The sequence below is a fragment of the Oribacterium sp. NK2B42 genome, from assembly GCF_000424445.1.
Lineage (GTDB): Bacteria > Bacillota > Clostridia > Lachnospirales > Lachnospiraceae > Oribacterium.
The window spans coordinates 49604-66218 of sequence record NZ_AUJX01000007.1 but is presented as its reverse complement, the minus strand read 5'-3'; the positions used below and the strand labels follow the sequence as shown (position 1 = coordinate 66218).

The window sequence follows — 16615 nt, the reverse complement described above, 5'->3', positions numbered from 1 at the left end:
TAAAAAACAGATTCCTAAGAGGCAGGGCTGTCGGCGGTAAATGGTGAATCCGGACGGGAACACCAATTCAGGACAGGACGCTTCGGTGGAAAAACTGAATTGTTATATCATATATTTCTTGATTCTCTGATACACTTCTGCAACCGGGAGACCCACAACGTTGTTGTAGTCGCCCTCTATGCCTTTAATGTATCTGGCGAAAGTCCCCTGAATGCCGTAGGCCCCGGCTTTATCCATAGGTTCATCGGACCCGGCATAGGTTATGATTTCTTCTTCTGTCATGGGGTAAACATTAACATCGGTTTTTACTGCGAAGGAGTCAATGGAAGTCTGGCCTGTGCTGTTTCCTGCTATGATGGTGACGCCGGTGTAAACCTGATGGCTCCGTCCCCGGATGGATCGGATCATCTCTGCTGCCTCTTCATGGGAACGCGGCTTTCCAAGGATATGACCGTCCACAGAGACTACAGTGTCCGCGCCGAGAATAAGGGTTATCTTATCCTGAGGAGATGCTGCAGGGGACATGTTTTCGGAACACTCAGGTGTACCGGTAGTAAGAGAAATATCCTCGGTTCTCTCCGACATCTTCAGCTTTGAAGCTATATCCATAGCCTTGCTTTTTGAGAGGCTGATCACAAGCTCCCCGGGAACAGAGGTGGTGACCTTTTCATCTATATCACTGGGAATGATCTCCGGATTTATACCTATCTGCCCCAGAAGCTCTTTTCGGCGGGGGGATCCGGAGGCCAAAATAAAACGATCGATACTCATAAAATTTATCCTTTCATGATAAATGTAAGCCTTTACATTTATGAAATGACTTCATTATACATTAATCCTTCCGGTAATGCCATATCAAAAATCATATGACAAGTAACAGTTCAGTCGGTGGACCGGGGGGACGGGGTTGGTGTTCTATTTTCTTAAAATGGAACACCAACCCCGCCCCCCGGTCCACTGACTGAACTGTTACTGTGGTAAAAAGGAATATTCTTTTAGGGGATTCTGTTATGTTGACAATGATTGTTCGTATAATTAGAATTAAAATATCAAGTAAATTCAACGAGTTTACCGGTTTTATGCCAAAGGGTGCCAAGGGGGACGGTTCTCGCCGGCGAGAACCGTCCCCACTGATACGCGGTTGAGATATAGCCAGGTTGACATGGATGTCAGATCGGAGTAATGGAATGGGAAGAGACGGAAAGATAACTATAAAAGATATAGCGGAAATGGCCGGAGTATCCAAAACTACGGTTTCTTTTTTTCTGAACGGAAAAACCGATAAGATGTCACCGGAAACCGGGGCAAGGATCCGGGAGATGATCGAGAAGACGAATTATCGTCCGAATATCGCCGCCCGTACTCTGAATCAGAAAAAGACCAATCTTATGGGAGTGATCATCGGAGACATTACCAATAGCTTTTCCAACAGGATTGTTAAGGGAATCGAGGATACCGCAAGAAAGCACGGCTTTCAGACCCTGATCGGCAATTCTTCCTATGATGCCGAGATGGAAGCAAGTTATGTAAACAGGATGCTGACTCTCGGGGCAGACGGCTTTATCATTCAGCCTACACCGGGATTTCATGAAACCTCAAAGATACTGAAGAGGGAAGGAAAACCCTTCGTATATTATGACAGTAAGGTTTATGAGGATGATGCCTACTGGGTTAAGACGGACAATTATACTGCTACTTACCGAACCATTGAAAAGCTTATGGAAAAGGGCTATAAAACTTTCCTTATGATCGGGGCGGATCCTTCCAGACTAAGTACCCGTATAGAAAGATCCTCCGGATTTACAGACTGCATACTTGAGAATGGGTACAGTTACGAGAGTCTTGAGATTAAGGATGGGGAAATAGATGGTGAAAAGGTTCTGGATTTTGTGAAGTCCCATATGAAAGCCAACCACCCTGCCCTTGTGTATGTTCCTAACTGCTGGGCACTTCCTGAGGTTTATCATGCACTCCAGCCCTTAAAAGAAAAGATCCCAAAAGAGCTCGGGATCATAGGTTTTGATAATGTTGAATGGGCCATATACTCTGACCCTAAGCTTACAACCATAGTCCAGCCGGCTTATGAGGAAGGCCAGAAGGCAGCCGAAATTCTCATAGATCAGATTGAGGAAAAAAACTCAGAAAAGCCTCATCAGACACTGAAGTGTTCTGTGAACTGGCTGGAATCCACCATGTAAATCAAAAAGGGGCTGTCGCTTTAGATGATTATCATCTAAGCGATAGCCCTCTTTTCATGCCATCATTTAAGCTGATTTTGAAGTGTAAGCCCACCGGGGACGGTTCTCGCCGGCGAGAACCGTCCCCGGTGGGCTCCCTTTTATCGGGTTTGGTTTTATCGTTTATCTCTGTCTATCATTTCCAGTGAAATGATTCCGATTGTTATACATACAATGCCGATCAGCGCAATGACACCCCAGCAATGGAGGATATTGTCGATGGTTCCTGCATAAAGGGGGTTCTGCATGGACTGGGCTGAAAGAAGGTCCATCTTGTAACGGATTTCGGTCCTCTGGATGTAGTCCACCAGTGACTGAACCTCAGGCACTGACCTGAACTGGTATATGGCTGAGAACAATGCATGTGAAGTAAGTGAATTGTAATCCGCAACAGCACATATGGCAACTGTGCCCCAGTGGCTTATGGTCATTTTTTCAACTATGACTGCAGGTCCTGAGCTGAAGGAAAAGATAACTCCCGCAAATACCAGCTGTATTATGAGAAGGAAAGGCATCACCGTCATGGCGGCGGTGGTTGTCCTTACAATACAGGATATCATCAGTGCGATCATATCTGCGGAGAAGGTGATGATCCACAGAGTGATGGCAAAATCCAAAGTAAAGGATCCGGTGACGATACTTTCCTCCGGGAATTTGATACCGTATAGTTTATATACCACGATGGAGATGATGACCTGCAAAAGGCACATTATGGCCTGATATATCATGTGGGCGCCTATATAGGCAGTTATATGAAGCCCCGCCCTGTGCTCTCTTTTTACGATCGCTCTCTCCCGGCATACCATCTGAATGGAATTAAAGAAACCGTTCCATATGCAGACGCAGACAATGGCAAAGGATCCTGCCTTAAGTCTTTCCATATTAGTGAAGAGGCTCTTTCCCATTACAAAAGCTACCATCAGAGCGATGGCTGCAGACAGAGGAAGTCCTTTCCAGTCACGTTCATTAACAAAGATGCGGAAGAGCTTTCCGAGATAAATATTAATCTGTCCTAACCTTCCGGTGTGAATAGCATCATCCATTTGCTGCTTCCTCATTTCTTTTACAAAATATTTTCTCGGATGATATATCCGAGGTGCCCTTCATGTGAGTGATACTTCCACCTCCGGGTTCGGGGGAGTGGAGTTGTCTCCGGAAGGGATCGGACCGGCTTTTGGCTTGTCGTCGGCGGTAATATTCTCAGACGCAACCTTCTCTCCGGTTTCGGTTTTTACCTCCGCATCATCCGGCTCCGGTTCTGCATTTTCAGCAGCAGCTGCCGCTTTTTCAGCCTGAAGCTTTGCGAATTTTTCTATGAAAACATCAGCCTGACCTTCACCGCCCTCTCCCTCGCTGTTAATGGCAAGGACTATGTCTTCCATGGTTTCTTTATTAAAGAATTCCCTGGCTTCGCTAATGCTTCCATAGAATGCCAGCTGGCCGGTATGACTGCTGTTCTTTGCCAGAACGATAACCTTGTCAAAAAGGTCGATAACTCGATCCGGTGTGTGTGTTATGACCATGACTATCTTATACTGATCTGCGATATTTCTGAGCTGTTTCATAAGATCCCTGGCCATAACTCCGTCAAGACCGGAATCCGGTTCATCAAGAATGAAAAGGCTTGGATCTGCTACGAATTCAACAGCTATGGAAAGACGCTTTCTCTGACCGCCTGAAAGCTTATCAACCAGTTCATTTTTAACCGCATCAAGACCAAAGAGATCAAGAGTATCCTGGACACGGGATCTCCTGGCTTCAAAGCTTGTATCACTTGGCATGCGCATTTCCGCAGCATTGGTAAGAGTCATGATAACGGTATCGTCTCCACGAAGAAGATCCTGCTGTGGAACCATGCCGATCTTGTATTTCATTTTTGAATAGTCATTATAAACATTAAGGTCACCCTGGGTGATGTCTGCCTTCGCTTTCTCATAGCCTGTGACAGCATTGATAAAGGTGGTCTTACCTGCGCCGGAACCTCCCAGGATCAGAACCATATTTCCCGGTTCTATCTTCAGGTTAATGTCTTTCAGGAGAATCTGCTTTTTAAACATGTTCCGCACTGAACGCTCCTGGATATGGATCTCAAGGTCATGGTTTTTGAAGGTTTCATGATTATAAGCAAGATAGTCCCCCACAAAAACAAAATGGGTATCGCCAATGTTTATAACATCATAAAGCTCCAGCTTCCTTGAACCTTCAATCTTGTTCTGGTTCACAAGGACACCTCTTGTGGTGTCAATGTCTTCAACGTACCAGCTTCCGTCGGTATAGCGTACCACCGCATGATGCTCAGATTCTGTCCTTGTTTCATCTGTAGAAGCAGCCGGTTCTCCCTTTCGGTTTTTCAGATAATCACTGACATGACTGTAGATATGATATACCTTTTGCTCAGGATTAAGAGGCACTCGCTTCCACTCCAGATTTCCCGCAAATTTCTTCAGGAAAACAAAGATGAGCATATCCTCGTCATTCTTGATTCGGATAACATCACCGTTTTTCAGGATGGTATATGAACCAAATTCCACTTCTACGTCATTGATGGTTGTGACATTGCTGTCTGTGAGATTGGCATAATGCCAGTTTCCGAAGGTATGGCTCAGCTTCCCCTGCTTTTTATCAAGAAGGGGATATTCCAAAGAGATTTTGTCATCATTTTTAAAATGGAACAAACTCTGCTTTCCGATGGCAAGCTCTTTTTCTACTCTGAACTGCTTGGGAACACTTCCAATTTTTATCACGACGATTTTCGCGGGGTCGACGAGATCTTCCAAAAGTCCGGACATATATACCTCCATTTTATGAACGCCGGTCCGATGAAACTTCACTTCGATTTGAACCGGTGTTACATATCAGGCTTTCATGGAAAACCTGACACAACACAATCTAGCTAAAATTATAGCACAGGATTTAATGCTATACCTATTTAATATCGTCTTAATAAGAGTTTATATAAAAAGAAATCCGCCGACAAAGAGGCGGCGGATAATGAATATGAGTTATGTCTGAACTGTGCATGCTCGTGCAAACGTATGACTGCCGGGTATACATGACAGTCTGCTGAGGGATACGGCATTATTTTCCGTATTGCTTGTAAAGCTCAGCGTGGGCATAGACCACATTCCATGCTCCGGAGGTTTTTCCTGTAACGCAGATATAATGTGATCCGCTTGGACCGGTGAAGGAGGATACCGCACAGTTGCCGGCTTTTGAAACATAACCGGTTTTCGCCATAAGCGCCTTTCCGCCGGTGGACTGGGTATCTATGCGGGTCAGGAATTTGTTTGAGAAACTGATTCCGGAACTATGCTTGTTGCTGGCTTTGGTTGTGTAGTTTCTTGTTGAGAGAATTGCACTTGCGTAAGGATTTGTCATAGCATATTTCATGACCAATGCCATATCCTTTGCTGTAGTGTAATGGTTATCATTGTAAAGACCGGTACTGTTGGTATAGTGAGTTGTTGCTGATATACCAAGCTCCTGAGCCTTCTGATTCATGAGATTTACGAATTGCTTTTCGGAGCCGGCGATAAGTCTCACAAGAGCAAGAGCCGCATCAGCTCCGGAAGGAAGAATAAGACCATATAAAAGATCCTTAACGGTTACGATCTCCCCTGCTTTGAAGCCACAGTTTGAAGCGTCATTATCATTGACATAATCAATGATATCGCTTGTTATCTCCACTTCCTGATCAAGATCGGTAATGTTCTCACATGCAACAAGAAGGGTCATGACCTTGGTCATGGATGCAGGGTACATCTTTGATTCCCCATTCTTCTCTGCCACAATAAGGTTTGAATCCGCATCCACAAGAATCATGAAGTTTGCATTTACATCAGGTGTTGCTGTAAGGGCAGTCTTTACAAATTTTGAACCTGTAGCTGCAGACTGGAAGTAGTTGCCGGTCTGAGCTTCTGAAGCTGCGGCTTCAGCGACTGCTGATGCTGAAGAATCTGCTGACTGAACTGCTCCGGAAGTCTGACCGGATTCAGCTGCTGCAGAATCTGCGGACTGAACAGTAACGGCAGCCCGGTCAGGTGCTGCTGTAGACCCTGAAACCTGAACTGATTCTGCGGTAGGTGCCGAATACAGAGAGTTTTCAGTTCCTGAAGCTGTTTCCGCAACCTGAGTGCCGCTTGTTTCTGAAGTCTGAACAGCCTGGCCTGCTGCAGCCGATGTTTCCGAAATCTGAGCAGCCTGGTTTGCGTCTGGAGCAGTGGCAGCTGTCGCCTGAGCACCTTCTGAGGTCTGTGAAGCTGCTGAAGAACCGGTTCCTGAAACCGAAACCTCCAGCCCCTCATTTGCCACGGCAGCCTCAGTTTCACCCATCTGTGCACTCAAAGGCCCGTATTCTGAAATGACCACGGAAACCTTATTGTCCGCAAGAACTGTAGATGATATGGATAATGTTGACATAACCGCCACCATCATACCGGCAGTGATTTTATGTAAATATTTCTTGTAATTCTTCATATTATTCATCATGCTGACATCCGACTCCTCGTAATAAAAGGTGTACTGTGAAAATGTTACCCTATTGCCGGTCGGATAAAGCAAACCTCCCCTTTTAGTACGTATATAGTACCATGAGGAGAGGCTCTAAAACCTTACCAAAACTTTTCAGATTTCCTTTGATTTTGGAACAGTTCAGATGGTAGATGAGTAGGCCGGGGCCGGTGGGCATCCATTTGAATGCGTTGAGCCGAGTCATGAAAAATCAAAATCAGACCCCTTAGAACCACTTGGTTCCTTTTTCCTTAGCCCCCTCGCCAAGTCAGAGTTGTTATAAAAAGAACTCTGACATTGCTGCCCAAGATTTGTTTTTTTAATCTTGGGAGCCGCGCGGCTTTGAGCGCAAAAAAAGAATCCGTAAGGATTCTTTCTTTGTTAAGGGCCTAGTGGTTCTTAGGGGTCTGATTTTAGATTTTTCTGACGAGGCGACTCGCATTCAAATGGATGCCCACCGGCCCCGGCCTACGGACTAACGGCCATTGCCCTTTTTATATGGCCGGCCGTCGGGCTTCTGAGACTTCTGCTTCCTCGGCCGTATGAGACATTCGGGCCCGAACCCGATGAGGTCCTCCCGGTGCTCCCGGAGCAAAGCCTCCTTCACAAGCTCATAGTTCTCCGGCTTCTTATACTGTATAAGTGCACGCTGCATGGCCTTCTCATGCGGATTCTTCGGAACATAAACCTCCTCCATGGTGAGAGGATTGAGCCCCGTATAGTACATGGTTGTCGAAACAGTCCCCGGCGTAGGATAAAAATCCTGCACCTGCTCCGGAATATAACCCATATCACGGATGTACTCCGCAAGAGTAATGGCATCCTTAAGCCTCGACCCCGGATGACTCGACATAAGATATGGAACGATATACTGATTAAGCCCCAGCTCCCGGTTTATCTTCTCAAACTCCCTTACAAAGGAATTGTAGACATTAACACCAGGCTTCCCCATCTCCTTCAGAACATTATCGGAAACATGCTCGGGAGCCACCCTCATCTGCCCTGAAACATGGTATTTACAGATCTCCTTCAGGAACTCCTTGTTGGAATCCGCCATGAGATAGTCAAATCTGAAACCTGAGCGGACAAATACCTTTTTGACTCCCGGAAGCGACCTTACCTCTCTAAGCATCTTCACATAGTCAGAGTGGTCGACCTTGAGATTTTTGCAGGGTTCCGGCCATAAGCATTTTTTATTGACACAGGCACCGTGCTTAAGCTGCTTGTCACAGGCAGGACCGCGGAACTCCGCAGTGGGACCTCCCACATCAAAGATATACCCCTTAAACTCAGGATCCTTAGTTATCTGCTTAGCTTCCTCCAGCACGCTTTCATGGGAACGAACCTGGACGATTCGCCCCTGGTGCATGGTGAGAGCGCAGAAATTGCATTCACCGAAGCAGCCTCTGGCCTGGGTGATGCTTTCCTTGATCTCTCCAAAAGCAGGGATTCCGCCATCCTTATCGTAAACCGGATGCCATGCTCTCATGAAAGGCAGGGCATAAACATCATCCATTTCCATTTCCGTAAGAGGTGCGGCAGGAGGATTCTGAACTATAAACATGGCGCCGTCATAGCATTCATATATTCGTTTTGCGCTTATAGGATCTGTATTTCTGTACTGGGTGGCAAAGCTCTCGGCATATTTCCGCTTGCTGCGCTTTATCTCTTCAAAATCCGGAAGCCTAACGGCATTATAGATTTCATCCTCATGACGCGTCTTATAAACCGTGCCCGGAATCCAGGTAATGTCCTTGACCTGAAGTCCTGAGTTAAGAGCATCCGCTATCTCAACGATGCTGTGCTCTCCCATTCCGTAGGAAATGAGATCGGCTCCACTGTCCAGAAGGATGGAGCGGCGAATGCTGTCGGACCAGTAATCGTAGTGGGCAAGCCTTCTGAGACTGGCCTCGATACCTCCGATAATGATGGGGGTATGTTTATAGGTTTTTCTGATGAGGTTACAGTAAACCGTGGCAGCTCTGTCCGGGCGCTTTCCCATTACTCCGCCGGGGGTGTAAGCATCGGTTTTTCGATGACGTTTCGCAACGGTATAATGATTCACCATGGAATCCATGTTCCCGGCAGAAACCAGGAAACCCAGTCTGGGCTCACCAAACTCAGTAACAGAGGAAGGATCATTCCAGTCCGGCTGCGGAAGCATGGCAACCTTGTAGCCGTGGGCCTCAAGTATTCTTGAAATGATGGCAGCGCCGAAGCTTGAGTGGTCTACGTAAGCATCCCCGCACACATAGACAAAATCGGGCTGATCCCAGCCTCTGTCCAGCATATCCTTTTTGTTAATCGGTAAAAATCCTTCAAACATATATTATCCTCATCTTTTTTTAGATTGTATCGTAAAGCTTCTGTTTCTGTCATCAAAAAAAGATGCACCGTCAAAGATGCATCCTTTTAGCTATTGGATTTTTCAGGCTTCCAGAACCTTTCCCAGGAAATCCTTGAGACGCGGACTCTTGGGATGATCAAAAATGTCCTCAGGAGTACCCTCCTCAACGATATTTCCATCAGCCATGAACACAACGCGGTTACCCACTTCTTTTGCGAAACCCATCTCATGAGTCACACAAACCATGGTCATGCCTGCCTTGGCAAGCTCCTTCATAACCTCCAGAACTTCACCGACCATTTCGGGATCAAGTGCTGATGTAGGCTCATCAAAAAGCATAACCTCAGGGTTCATACAAAGGGCACGAACTATGGCAACACGCTGCTTCTGACCACCCGAAAGCTGTACGGGATAAGCATTGGCCCTGTCCTTGAGTCCTACTCTTTCAAGAAGCTCAAGAGCTTTTTTCTCGGCTTCTTCTTTGCTTACATTCTTTACGATCTGAGGTGCAAGGGTGAGATTCTCGAGAATCGTTTTGTGGGGGAACAGATTGAAATGCTGGAACACCATTCCCATACGCTGACGGAAGGTATCCAGATTGATCTTTGAATTGACTATATCCTGACCATCGAAAACAATGCTTCCGTCTGTAGGCTCCTCAAGAAGATTCAGGCTTCTGAGAAAGGTGGACTTACCGGAACCGGACGGCCCGATGACAACCATAACATCGCCTTTGTTGATATCGATACTGACACCGTCAAGGGCTTTTAATTTTCCGTAATTATAATGCTTTTTCAGATCTCTGACCTGAATGAGGGCTTTATTATCTGTTGTCACTTTGACGCATCCTCCTCTCAACATATTCTATGATCTTTGATGTCGGGAAGCACAGGCAGAAGTAAAGGAATGTTGCCATAACAAGTGGCTCAGCGATGATGAAAGTGGCTGACTGAACGCTCTTTACATTGAACATGATGTCCTGAACACCGATGGTATAGCAGACTGATGACTCCTTGATGATAGTTACGAACTCGTTGGCAACTGCCGGCAGGATATTTTTGACAGCCTGCGGAAGGATGATGTGATACATGGTCTGGGTCTTGGTCATACCGAGAGATCTTGCTGCTTCAGTCTGTCCCGCGTCAACACCCTCGATACCTCCCCTGATAACGGCACTCATGTATCCGCCGGAGTTAAGGGCAAGAGCAACGGCTGCAGGGAAAAATCTTTCAAACTGGATAAAACCGAAGAATGTGAACTTTGGTAAGGAAACAAATCCAAATACGATGTAATAGACAAGGAATATCTGAACCAGCATAGGTGTACATCTTACAAACTGTACGTAGATGTTGGCGATGAGCTGTACGGGATTGAACCTTGCGATGAAATCATAACATTTTTTCTTATTGATATCATCTGTTTTGATCTTTTCGAGACTTCTGAAGGGTCTTACATCAGACAAAAGCATAAGTGCAAGTCCGAAGGCTAAAATGAAACCGAAAAATACAGTACATAATGCCAGCAGCACAGTTACGATGAGACCCTGCTGGAACATGTTGCCATAATTAAAGATCTTACTCATATTGGCCCAACTAATGGTCATAAAAAATATTCCTGCCTTTCAAATAAAACTCAAAAATCTCCGGGCTCTGAACCCGGAGAAAAAATCAGGGATAAATGCTTACTTTAGCTTTCTTTATCAGTTAGCGGCTGCCTTACCGTTCTCATCAAGCTGGCCTTCAAAAACATTGCCATCATCAGATGCAAGCTCCTGTGCAGTAGTGATGTACTCATCCATTGAACCGTCTGAAAGTACGTTGTTCACAACAGCATTAACTGCAGGAAGCAGATCGCTGCCCTTCTTGAGAGCAATGGCATAACCCTCTGTATCGTATTCAACATCCCAAGCAATCTTTAACTCAGGATAGTTCTTGATATACTGCTCTGCAACGGGTGTTTCGATGAAAGCGCCCTCAAGCTTGCCGGAAACAAGCTCTGGAATGATATCGGTAACCTTGGCAAGGCCGATAATGTTTGCATTTGGAGTGTTCTTTTGAGCGAGATCCATCTGGATAGAGCCGTTTTGTGCACCAACAGGAAGTCCGTCAAAGTCTGCATAATCCTTATACTTGTCTGAATCAGCGCCGCGGATCACAAAGGCCTGTCCCCCTGTGTAGTAGAGATCAGAGAAGTCAAAGGTCTGCGCACGCTCAGGGGTAGGTGTAAAACCTGAGATGCCGAGATCTATGTTGCCGTTCTGAAGCTCCATGAGGATACCGTCAAAATCCATAGGGACAACCTGGAGCTCAAGACCCAAGTCATCGGCGATCCTCTGAGCCAGGGCAATGTCAAAGCCTGCAAGCTCAGGGGTTCCGTCGTTGACGTGATAGAATTCGTATGGTGCAAAATCAGGTGATGTACCGATGGTGAGCTTTCCCGGTGTGATGGTTGTGAAATCTGTAGGGATTTCTGCAATTTCACCTGAACCCTGTGCTGCGACGTCTGTCTTTGATTCTTCTGCGGCTGCTGTAGTCTCAGCGGCAGCCTCTGTAGCGGCTTCTGTGGATGCAGCCTCTGTTGCTGCGGCAGTTGTGGCAGCAGCTGTTGTCTCGGCAGGCTTACTTGATCCGCATCCTGCAAGTGATGCAGCGGCAAGTATCGCTGCCATAATTACTGAAAGATTTTTCTTCATATTTTCCTCCTCTGTTTTTTGGAAAGCCGGACAGAATAATATGTACCGGCATCACCCGCAGCCAGTGACCATGGATGATCCAAAAAAACCTTGTTGAAGGTATGAGTGAAAGTATTTTCATAACCTCACCACTTATACCATTGAAAAAATTATAGACTTTTTATATAGGAAATCAAGTATTTTTATTCATGAAAATGTATTTTTAAAACTCATTATACAAAAAAATATGCATAAATCACTGCATAAAGCAGAAATTATGCATATGCTCCGGCTCGGACATTTTTCCGGATCATGTGTTATAAGTGTCATGAAGCATCTCTCCGGCTTTTGTGCGGGCACATTAAGGAGAGGTACTTGTGACACTTATATCAAAATGTCATCTATCATACTATGCTTCCCGCCCTTTGATTCAAACACCCGTATCTCGCAGTTCTTCGGCTTCGGCCGCCAGTAAATTCCGTTTGGCCTGTCCATGAGATATCCTGAAAGTGGGCGCATGATGCCGCCGTGGCAGGAAACCAATACATTTTCATAGTCTTTTTGCTCCAGTTCCTTTAAGAAGGAGTGACTGCGCTCAATAAGATCTGAAAGCTTTTCTACGGTTGCCGGTGCCGGAAAAAGCTCCGGCATGGTCCAGTAAAGCATCATGGCAGGATTCATAAGATAATATTTTTTTTGCTCATATTTCCCGAAATCGGCTTCTATCAGCCTGTTGTCAATGATGATGTCTGAGGTGTCTACATTGCCAATGATAGATCCCGTTACTATGGCTCTGTCCAGTGGGCTTGCGTATACCGCATCAAACCGTATATACCCTATCTTCTTTCTTGCGGCCTTTGCCTGGGCTATGCCGGTTTCGTTCAATGGTTCATCCGTCCGTCCCTGCATAAGCCTCATTTTATTTAAACGGGTCTGCCCGTGCCTTGCTATCCAGATCTTCATTTATAGTTAAGTCCTTTCCTGATAAGCACTTGTTAAATCGTTTTTTTTACTCGGTATAAAGGACCTCCTTCACCTCTTCTCCGACGTATTCTATTACAGAGGGATCCATGACCACATGATCGCCTTCCTGTATGCCTTCCACCTCTGTTACTGCATTATCCTTCACGCCGGTGGTTACATATACCTTTGTGACCACACCGTCCTTTATCATGTAAAGATATGAGCCTTCGTCATCGTCAAATATGCATTCATTGGGAACTCCCAGAGTATCAGCTTTTTCATCCAGCTTCAGCGTCACATCCGCGTCCAGACCGACTATCAGATCATCCTTTGTTTGAATCTTTATCTCCACAACAGCCTTTGCCTTACCACTTGAATCATTTTCGGCTGACTGATTGATCCTTTCTACTTCGCCATCGTATACCTTGTCGCCGATCCTTACCTCAGCCTTCTGACCGGTTCTTATGGAGGTGATATCAAACTTGGAGACCTTCATCTTTATCAGATATTCATCATCAGATTCTATCTCCATGATTGCGGCACCCTTTTCAACAGAAGCACCCTTATCTATAAAGCATGCTGTCACTATGCCGTCAGCTGTTGCTTTGGTTCCGGCTTGTGCTCTGGAAAGATTCTTTTCCGCATCCAGAAGATTCCGGTTGTTTAAAGCAACCTGCTGCTCCCTGGAGTATATGTCCCCATTGCTTACAAGCATATTCTGGGCAAATTCCTTTTGGTATCTTGCTTCGCTCCAAAGCTTCAAAACGGTCTCCATATTGGCCTGTATCTCCAGATACTTCTCATGTGTAGCAGCATCCATGCCTTCCTCCGGAAGGGTCATTCTGTCGATCTCGATATCTGCTATCTTTCTGTTTAGATCTGCGATACTATCAATGTAATCTTTGGCTTTATCTGTTTTTTTGTCAACCTTTTCCTTGCTGGCTTCCTCTTCGTCATCTGTAAGCAATTCTATTTTCTTGATTTCCACCTCTGTTCGGGCTACATCCTGCTGCTTCTGGGCTACCTGTGCCTGAAGCTTCAGGATATCCGTATCATATTGCTTCTTTACATCAGCTATAAAACGATCCTCGCCATAGGTTTTGTTGGCTATGGTTCTCAGCTCTTCTTCAAGTCTCGTGTATGTCTGGGCACAGTTGTTTATCTGGGCGGTGGAATCATTCATCATCTTTTCATATTTGGCTTTTTTATCCTTATCCGCATCCAGTATTTTTTGGCTGTATTCCGCATCGGTTCTTGCAAGATCCACCTGGAGCTGGGAATTGTCCACAACATAGTTCACCAGCTTGTCGCCGGATTTTACTCTGTCACCTATCTGGACTGCCCTGGAATCCACCAAACCTGTCACATCCGAATAAACTGTTATCTTTCTTCCGCCGGAAATCCTTCCCGTTCCGTTAACCTCAGGACTTATGGTATTTTTCTCCGCTACTACAACTATCATCTCATCCGGCTGAAGAAAGTACCATACACCTGCGCCCACACAGGCGATGATAATAAGTGCTATGATTATACATTTGATATTTTTGGTCATTACTCTACTCCCTTTAATGCATCTACCATATTAATAGTCTTAACCCGCGAAGAGATAAGTGCATTAACTGTGATAGAAAGGACAAAAGAAACAAGTACAGAAAATAAATAGGGCTTGAAGCTTATATTGTAGATATAATCCACACTATAGTCCATGTTAGACATGGTGAATATAAGTATCTTCTTTCCCAGAACGAGCCCTATGATGGTACCGAGTCCGTCTATGATTATATTCTGCTGATTCAGGATCCATCGGATGCTTCCCGTTGAAAATCCAAGAACCTTGAGGGTTGCAACCTCCCTGACCTTTTCCACAAATGACAGGATGCCGAGATTGTACATAACGACTATTCCCAGCAGGACTGCGATGGTCATGATATAGTAAACCTCCTGATCCGTGCTGGCTCTTTTGAGATTTAATGCTTTGATATACTCTTTTTTTGAGAAAACGCTGAGGATTTCTTCTCTTTCCGTAACATACCTTTTAGGGACTGTCATATTAGTAAATAAAGTATTGGGCTTAAACTCTCCGTTTATACGTTCGAAAAAACTTCGCTTCATGGCTATCCCCTGTTCATCAGGGGCTTTAAATACAGAGTAAATCTTAGCCTTGAATTTATCCCTGAGACCGGGAATCCTGAAGCTGATCACGTCTCCAAGCTTCAGCTCCATGGTCTCCATAACCTTTGCGCTTACAGCCACTCCCGCATCCGGCAGCTCCATATACTTTCCCGATTCATCCTGAAAGTGATACAGATTCCCTTCATCCATTACAGTGACATAATACAATCCTATTTCATCGTCCTTTGTCACATCTGTCTGAACCTTTTGGACCATCTGTCCCCGGAAACGCCTTGAGTAATCATAGACAGTGTCGTAAGCTGTCCCGGGAGCAAATCCAACCTCAAAATCTGCAGGTGTAAGCCGATAATATTTCCAATGCTCAGATCCCTTATTGAGTTCGTCCATTCCAAAGGCTGTAAGCATCAGAGCCGTACATAACGTAACTCCGATTATTCCTGCCAGAGTCCTTACTTTGTTTCTGTTAATGTCTCTTATGTTCCATCTGCTGGCAAAGCTCAGAAGCTTCCATATGGGTGTATGCTCTATAAATCCTGCACCTGAAACGACAGGAGGCGCAGGCCGCAATATCTCAGAGGCTCTAAGGGAAAGGATATTTCTACAGGACATGTAATTTGTAAGCCCCGACATCACTGTAACAGCAGTTGTAATGATCCCTATTCTCGGAGAAAGCTCCATTCTGCCAAAGGGATGGCAGTAATACCCTTTATAAACATCAAATACATATTGTCCCAAGCTGTACCATCCCGCAATGGCACCCAATACACATCCCATCAGACATACAAAAACCGAGTAGGTGATATAGTGTATAAATACCGTTTCCTTGGAAAAACCCAGCGCCTTGAAGGTGCCTATGATGGTTCGTTGTTTAAGAACCATTCGGGTCATGGTAGATACTATGCCGAGGAGGGCTATGGATATAAAAAGGAAGGGAAAAACTATTTCCAGAGTTTCATTGGAATCAATATCACTGTGTACTGCATTATGTCCGCCCTCATCCTTTTTTGACACGCAGGTTATGTTTGCATCTGTAAATAAATCCTGTATATCCGCTTTTGCCTGTTCGATTTCCTTTTTGTCTGTATCCGTAAGTTCAAATTGATTGCTTACATTTTTTAAATCTATGTAAATGCTGTCAAAATGAAGATCCTGTCCCGGATAATCTCCCGAATCCAGAAATGCATATCCGTACTCTCCTATCTCCGGTTCTATATATGTTTCGTCTATAGTGAAGTAGACATGGTCGGGATTTTCCATTATCCCCATGACGGTTTCATCAAAGGCTATAGTGTCACAGATAAGGGAGACATTGGCTCCCACATCTATGCCGTGTTTTTCTGCAAAATATCTGTCTATCCATATACCGTGCCGATCCTTTTCATACGGAACGCCTTTATGAATATGCATTTTTGATATCTCATTAGCTTCGATAAAATTGAATTCCAGCTTTAATTCTTCGCCGTTTATTTTGATCTTACCGTTTGTGGTATATCGAAGCTCTGCTTTCTTAACGGAAGGCAGATTCTGGATCAGGGACAGATCTTCTCTGGAAAACCTTGCTGCCGAAACACTCATGTCCATAAAATTTGTCAGGGTATAGTATTCATCTACAGAATTACCGAGACCTGTTACGACACAGTCAAGGGCTTCCATGATAAACATGGCAAAAAAACACATCAAAAAGATGGCAAGGAATTGAACGGCATTTTCTTTTAAATCCCTGATAAGCTTTATTCCCAGATTTTTACTCATGCT

Annotated in this window: 12 protein-coding genes; 1 reads left to right on the top strand and 11 read right to left on the bottom strand. The window is 45.1% G+C overall.

Annotated elements, in window-relative coordinates; translation table 11 throughout:
- Positions 1-102: 102 nt before the first annotated feature.
- Positions 103-765 (bottom strand): Maf family protein, encoded by a 663-nt coding sequence (locus tag G625_RS0104025; protein WP_334290748.1) that lies wholly within the window; start codon positions 763-765, stop codon positions 103-105.
- Between the two features lie 401 nt (positions 766-1166).
- Between G625_RS0104025 and G625_RS0104015 the strand changes: the two genes are divergently transcribed.
- Positions 1167-2198: a LacI family DNA-binding transcriptional regulator gene (locus tag G625_RS0104015; RefSeq protein ID WP_084152748.1), complete on the top strand. Its 1032-nt coding sequence runs from the start codon at positions 1167-1169 to the stop codon at positions 2196-2198.
- A gap of 155 nt (positions 2199-2353) precedes the next feature.
- On the opposite strand, the gene G625_RS0104010 is transcribed toward G625_RS0104015, so the two are convergent.
- The 10 genes from G625_RS0104010 to G625_RS0103965 form a co-directional block, all read right to left on the bottom strand.
- Complete coding sequence (locus G625_RS0104010) at positions 2354-3280, bottom strand: ABC transporter permease (RefSeq protein WP_029200075.1); 927 nt, start codon at positions 3278-3280, stop codon at positions 2354-2356.
- Between the two features lie 60 nt (positions 3281-3340).
- Entirely contained in the window at positions 3341-5026 is a 1686-nt protein-coding gene (locus G625_RS20995) for an ATP-binding cassette domain-containing protein (protein ID WP_049895686.1), read from the bottom strand.
- Positions 5027-5315: 289 nt separating this feature from the next.
- A complete protein-coding gene (locus G625_RS20990) occupies positions 5316-6725 on the bottom strand; it encodes a D-alanyl-D-alanine carboxypeptidase family protein (protein ID WP_156885023.1) in 1410 nt (469 codons plus the stop codon).
- Between the two features lie 496 nt (positions 6726-7221).
- On the bottom strand, positions 7222-9072 hold the full coding sequence (locus tag G625_RS18270) for a YgiQ family radical SAM protein (protein WP_044931508.1): 1851 nt from the start codon (positions 9070-9072) through the stop codon (positions 7222-7224).
- A 102-nt stretch (positions 9073-9174) separates the two neighbouring features.
- Entirely contained in the window at positions 9175-9930 is a 756-nt protein-coding gene (locus tag G625_RS0103990) for an amino acid ABC transporter ATP-binding protein (RefSeq protein WP_029200074.1), read from the bottom strand.
- Entirely contained in the window at positions 9917-10696 is a 780-nt protein-coding gene (locus G625_RS0103985; RefSeq protein ID WP_049895684.1) for an amino acid ABC transporter permease, read from the bottom strand. Before G625_RS0103985 ends, G625_RS0103990 begins: the two co-directional genes overlap by 14 nt.
- A gap of 96 nt (positions 10697-10792) precedes the next feature.
- Complete coding sequence (locus G625_RS18265; protein ID WP_049895682.1) at positions 10793-11785, bottom strand: transporter substrate-binding domain-containing protein; 993 nt, start codon at positions 11783-11785, stop codon at positions 10793-10795.
- A 363-nt stretch (positions 11786-12148) separates the two neighbouring features.
- On the bottom strand, positions 12149-12727 hold the full coding sequence (locus tag G625_RS0103975; RefSeq protein ID WP_029200072.1) for a histidine phosphatase family protein: 579 nt from the start codon (positions 12725-12727) through the stop codon (positions 12149-12151).
- Between the two features lie 46 nt (positions 12728-12773).
- The gene (locus G625_RS0103970; protein WP_029200071.1) at positions 12774-14279 is read right to left on the bottom strand and encodes an HlyD family efflux transporter periplasmic adaptor subunit; all 1506 of its coding nucleotides are present in this window, start codon (positions 14277-14279) and stop codon (positions 12774-12776) included.
- Positions 14279-16612, bottom strand: a complete 2334-nt coding sequence (locus tag G625_RS0103965) for an ABC transporter permease (protein WP_029200070.1) — start codon at positions 16610-16612, stop codon at positions 14279-14281. Before G625_RS0103965 ends, G625_RS0103970 begins: the two co-directional genes overlap by 1 nt.
- Positions 16613-16615 lie beyond the last annotated feature (3 nt).